Origin of the sequence: Nostoc sp. CHAB 5715, assembly GCF_020829685.1 — a bacterium.
GTDB lineage: Bacteria > Cyanobacteriota > Cyanobacteriia > Cyanobacteriales > Nostocaceae > Nostoc.
Genome location: NZ_JAIVFR010000623.1, coordinates 1 through 4,587, shown reverse-complemented (window position 1 = coordinate 4,587; position 4,587 = coordinate 1). Strand labels below are relative to the sequence as shown.

Annotated in this window: 5 protein-coding genes; all 5 read right to left on the bottom strand. The window is 43.1% G+C overall.

Features of this window, described 5'->3' with window-relative positions; all coding sequences use genetic code 11:
• Positions 1 to 1,162: cytochrome P450 (locus tag LC574_RS27580; protein WP_229456857.1), on the bottom strand; the 1,162-nt coding region annotated here is incomplete at its 3' end.
• A 110-nt stretch (positions 1,163 to 1,272) separates the two neighbouring features.
• Positions 1,273 to 1,755: a 2-C-methyl-D-erythritol 2,4-cyclodiphosphate synthase gene (ispF, locus tag LC574_RS27575; RefSeq protein ID WP_229456851.1), complete on the bottom strand. Its 483-nt coding sequence runs from the start codon at positions 1,753 to 1,755 to the stop codon at positions 1,273 to 1,275.
• Complete coding sequence (locus tag LC574_RS27570) at positions 1,752 to 2,939, bottom strand: 1-deoxy-D-xylulose-5-phosphate reductoisomerase (protein ID WP_229456849.1); 1,188 nt, start codon at positions 2,937 to 2,939, stop codon at positions 1,752 to 1,754. Before LC574_RS27570 ends, ispF begins: the two co-directional genes overlap by 4 nt.
• Positions 2,940 to 2,955: 16 nt before the next feature.
• A complete protein-coding gene (locus LC574_RS27565; RefSeq protein ID WP_229456847.1) occupies positions 2,956 to 3,534 on the bottom strand; it encodes an AAA family ATPase in 579 nt (192 codons plus the stop codon).
• A gap of 35 nt (positions 3,535 to 3,569) precedes the next feature.
• Positions 3,570 to 4,517, bottom strand: a complete 948-nt coding sequence (gene ispE, locus LC574_RS27560; protein WP_229456845.1) for a 4-(cytidine 5'-diphospho)-2-C-methyl-D-erythritol kinase — start codon at positions 4,515 to 4,517, stop codon at positions 3,570 to 3,572.
• Positions 4,518 to 4,587 lie beyond the last annotated feature (70 nt).

The window sequence follows — 4,587 nt, the reverse complement described above, 5'->3', positions numbered from 1 at the left end:
GTTGTCCTAAAAAGAATGGTGCAAATGCCCCGGGCTGCTTATGTTCTTGACGTGGTGGAGCATAGCGCTCTACATCAAAGGTATAAGGGTTTGGGAATAATTCTGGTAAAAAATGTGATACTGATGAGGCAAAATATATGGTTTGTCCACTTTCAACTCTATACTCTTTATAATCAAATGGATGTTGTACATAACGTACTGCGACAATTCCTCCTTGATATATACGTAAGCTTTCCATTCCTGCCCCACGCAATACTTTCATGTTTTTAATATCTTCTAAATCTGGAATACGGTTATCAAAAACCGCACTCACTTCTGTCATGATTTTCTCATATATTTCTGGATGTTTGAGAATCTCATAAATGAGAAATAGCGAAGTATTAACAAGTGTATCTAGCCCTCCCAAAATAATTATAAATATGCAGGTAAAGATTTCTTCTTCTGTAAGAGCCTGACCATCATCAGCTTTTACTGACAGTAAGAAATCGAGAACATCTGGTTCGTCAGTTACTTGCCCGGTTTTACGTCGCTTATCAATAAGTGCTTGTATGAACGCGAAGGCCCGATTTTTAGCTGTTAAGTAAGTTGGTTTACGCAGCACACTCCTTGGTTTTTGTCCAAGCATAACTTTTACCACTGTAGTAAGACATGAAGAAATATTCTCTAGGAAATCATCGGTTGATGTACAGCTTAATAAAGCTGACGTAAATTGATTTAAAATAATCTTCCGCAATGAATCAAATACGTCAATGCGCTGACCTATCTGCCAGTTTTTTGTGAAGTCAAAGGTTGTCTGAATCATTGGCTTGAGATATTGCGCTATTGCAGCAGAATTAAGAAATTGGTCAACTATTTTGCGCATACGACGGTGAGGATTACCATCCAACGTTATTACGAGACTCTCTCCAAATTCTTTTGCTAGCTCGTCGTAAACTTCACGATTAGTAAAGTGATGCATCCCTTTTTGAGTAACAAACATATTGGCTTCAGTTCCCGCAAATATCGTTAAATCCTTTCCCAGCACACGAACTTTATACAGGGGACCAAGCTTTTGATAATTTTTCACCAAAAACTGTAGCAGGGGTTGGCTATTGTTCGATAAAAAAACAAGATTTCCAATCAGCGGTAATCCTTTAGCTACTGGTATTTCTTTGGTCGTCATATATTTCCCTCCAAAATAAAAAAATTTAGGGTTTTTATGCTTGAATATTGACAGTGTATACAGTACGTGGCGATCGCTACCTCATGATTTCTCCATTTACCAGGAGTTTTTTACTTTGAAGACACCAGCAAAACTACGGCATGGGCAGCAATTCCCTCTTCTCGTCCCACAGGACCAAGTTTTTCATTGGTGGTTGCTTTTATGCTCACCTGTTCAGGTTCCAGTTCCAGAATGCTTGTGAGTCTGGCACGCATCGCCTCGATATGGGGCTTGAGTTTGGGTCGCTCTGCTACAACTACAGAGTCAATATTGCTGATTCGCCACCCCTGCTCCTTGACTAACTGATGCACTTGAGCTAGCAAAACCAGACTTGATGCACCTGCCCATTGGGGATCTGTGGGTGGAAAGTAATGACCAATATCTCCCAAACTTAGGGCTCCCAGCATTGCATCCATAATTGCGTGAGTCAGCACATCGGCATCGCTGTGACCCAACAACCCCAATTCATGGTCAATCTTTACTCCTCCCAAAATTAAGGGGCGGTTCACAACTAAACGGTGGATATCGTAACCATTGCCAATCTTAATCTTCATACTCTTATTGCGTAACTACCTAAGGTTTCACTTGCGGCTGCAACTTCTTGTCTTGCCCATTGGTCTGCGGCAATGATATCTGCGAGAGTTGGGTTAGAACGGTTTTGGACATGATAGCGATCGCATACCCGTTCAATCAAACGTGGAATATCTAGAAACTGAATTCTTTGTTTTAGAAATAGGGCAACAGCCTGCTCATTGGCAGCATTAAGTACTGCTGGCATACAACCCCCAGATCGACCAGCAGCATAAGCTAGTTGCATACAGGGGTATTTTTGGTGGTTTGGGGCATCAAAGGTGAGTGAGCGTACTTTTACCAAATCTAACTGCTGCCAAGTGGTGTAAACTCGCTCTGGCCAGGACAAAGCATACAGCAGTGGTAGGCGCATATCAGGCCAGCCGAGTTGCGCCAGCACTGAGGTGTCTTGTAACTCGATCAGGGAATGGATAATGCTCTGGGGATGTATGACAATTTCGATCTGGTCGTAGTCCAAGCCAAAAAGCCAGTGAGCCTCGATGACCTCCAATCCTTTATTCATCAGAGTGGCGGAATCGATTGTAATTTTGCGACCCATCGACCAGTTGGGATGCTTTAAGGCATCAGCAACAGTGACTTTTGATAACTTCTCAACGGGCCAATCCCGGAATGCTCCCCCAGAAGCTGTTAGTAGAATCCGCCGCAGCCCAGAGTTTGGCACTCCCTGCAAACACTGAAAAATTGCCGAATGCTCTGAATCTGCAGGTAACAGCTTTACGCCATGCTGCTGCACTAAAGGCAAGACCACTGGTCCCCCAGCAATTAAGGTTTCCTTGTTTGCCAAAGCAATGTCTTTACCTGCCTTAATTGCTGCAATTGTAGGTAATAGACCTGCACAACCTACAATGCCAGTCACTACAACTTCGGCATCGTCGTAGCGGGCGACCTCAATCGCGCCAGCTTCGCCCGCTACTAGAATTGGTTGGGGGTCGAGGTCGGCGATAGCGGCTTGCAACACAGGCAACTTGTGTACTTCGCCGATAGCTGCGATCGCAGGTCGAAACTTACGAATTTGTTGAGCCAGCAATTCTACATTTCGCCCTGCTGCCAATCCCACAATCTGAAACTTATTGGGGTACTGGTTGACAATATTCAGAGTTTGGGTACCGATAGAGCCTGTTGAACCAAGAAGAGATATTCTTTTCATAATATAACATCAATTGTCATCTTTTACAGATTACAGGTGGCATTTTGTGAGATATTTTTGTCAAGATATTTTCTATCTTTTCATGTAATTCAAACTGACTTCCATCATTGATTATGATTAAATCAGCGATAGCAATTGGTCCACCTTTTTCAATTATTTCAATTTCCCTGAAATCTCTTAACTCTGCTTCTCTTGGTGTTAAAGGTCTCTCCTGCCTTAAAGCTAGTCGTTCATACCTTATAGCTTTAGGAGTAAAAATTCCCAAAACTAATAATTCATCATTGAACTCTTTTTTTATAGTTTTATATTCGCTAAAACTATAAAGTCCATCAATAATAACGACTTGATGCTCTAAAAGCTTTGCTTTAATGAGTGGTAAGGACATTTGGGCACACACATCCATACCCTGGTTTCTTCTCATTTCTTCCCTTACCATTTGCTCGTTGTGTGGTGTTATTGATAGCCCCCGCTTTTCAACTTCACGTATGATAATTTCCCCAAAATGAAATATAGGAAACCCATTATTTCTCAGATAGCTAGCTACCAAGCTCTTACCTGAGCCTGGCATACCAACAATGGCAATAATTTTAACCATATGTCCTCCTTAAAAAAGTTGAAATTGAAATCTTATTAGTTAGAGGATGCAACACAAATACTAGAACGCGTGAATTTTGAAACCCACAGGTCTAAATCAGGGTCAGGAATAGCTCTTTTCACGGACTCTAGGACTTGTTGCGCCTCTTGCTGAGACTTGGTTAAGGCAAACACGGTTGGGCCAGAACCTGACATCATTCCAGCACATCCCAAGCGCTGAAATTCCTCTTGCAGCCGCTGTACCTGAGGATATTTTGGCAGTACCACCCGTTCTAAGTCATTGTGGAGCAATTGACAAATTTGCTTCTCATTCTGGCGGGTAATTGCAGACACGATTTGTCCTGAGTATGCTCGCTGCTTGGAATGTCCTATCGCAGAAGCATTCAACACGTCGGAACGCAGATATTGATGACGATATGTCTGATAAGCCCAAGCTGTTGAAACCGAGAGACTGCGGTACTTTGCTAACACTACATAAAAATTATCTATTGCTGGTAAAGGAGTGAGGAATTCACCCCGTCCAGTAGCCAGCATTGTACCGCCAGCGATACAGAAGGGCACATCCGACCCGAGTAGAGACCCCAGATACTGTAATTGTCTCTGGTTGAGTCCCAGTTCCCACATTAAATTCAGCCCAACCAAAACCGCAGCGGCATTTGTAGAACCACCTGCTAGTCCCGCTCCAACGGGAATCCGCTTGTGAATTGTAATATTGACGCCGCCATATTTGGCAAAGGCGTCAGGGAATTTCTCTGCCATGAGTGCTGCCGCTTTATAAACAAGGTTACGATGGTCTTGCGGCACTTCTGGATGGTCGCAATGCAGGTGGATAGCATCAGTTCCCAGCGGGCACAGGTCAATTTGATCTGCCAAGTCAATGCTTTGGAGCACCATTAACAGATCGTGGTAGCCATCCGGGCGATCGCGGATAATTTCCAAGTACAGATTTATTTTGGCTGATGCTATCAAGGAGTAGGAGCGCATAAGAACGAAATCAGAGGTTGAGTTTTAGGTAGTTTTATTGCCAGTAAATAGCGGAAACAGAAATCTAGTT